This window comes from Oleiphilus sp. HI0061 (genome assembly GCF_001635675.1).
The window spans coordinates 1-680 of record NZ_LWFE01000637.1; the positions used below are offsets into that span (position 1 = coordinate 1).

1 pseudogene is annotated in these 680 nt (G+C 43.2%); it reads right to left on the reverse strand.

Annotated elements, in window-relative coordinates:
• Positions 1 to 680 (reverse strand): annotated as a pseudogene (locus A3735_RS08100) (nitrite/sulfite reductase); the annotation flags it as partial.

Below are 680 nucleotides of genomic sequence, written 5' to 3' on the forward strand. Positions count from 1 at the left end.
GCTCCTTAAAAGGTAGCATTCCAATTCTACGGAATGTATCAATAAACAGTTCTTCTTCAGTTCGGTTTTCAATATAAACGTTGATAATCTTTTCAACGACTTCAGGCATCTGAGCTCTAGCGAAGGACGGGCCTAATATTTTGCCAATGGCGGCATCTTTACCCGAGTTTCCACCTAGAGATACCTGATAGAATTCTTCGCCGCGCTTATCAACACCGAGAATTCCAATGTTACCCACATGGTGATGACCGCAAGCGTTCATACAGCCTGATATATTTAAATCGATCTCGCCGATGTCATAGACATAATCTAGATCATCAAACTTGATTTGAATCTGCTCAGCTACTGGTATTGATTTGGCGTTTGCAAGGCCACAAAAGTCGCCGCCTGGGCAGCAAATAATGTCTGTAATCATGCCAAGGTTAGGCGTTGCAAAACCAGCTGCTTTAGCCTCACTCCATAATTCAAACAACATATTCTGAGGAACGTCTGCAAGAACAATGTTCTGGTCGTGTGTTACACGGACTTCACCAAAACTATACTTATCAGCCATGTCTGCAATTGTATCAACCTGCTTGTCAGATGCATCGCCTGGTGGTGTGCCCGTTTTCTTAAGTGTTAGCGTAACGATCGAGTAGCCAGGCTTTTTATGGTCATTGACATTACGCTTGATCCAATTG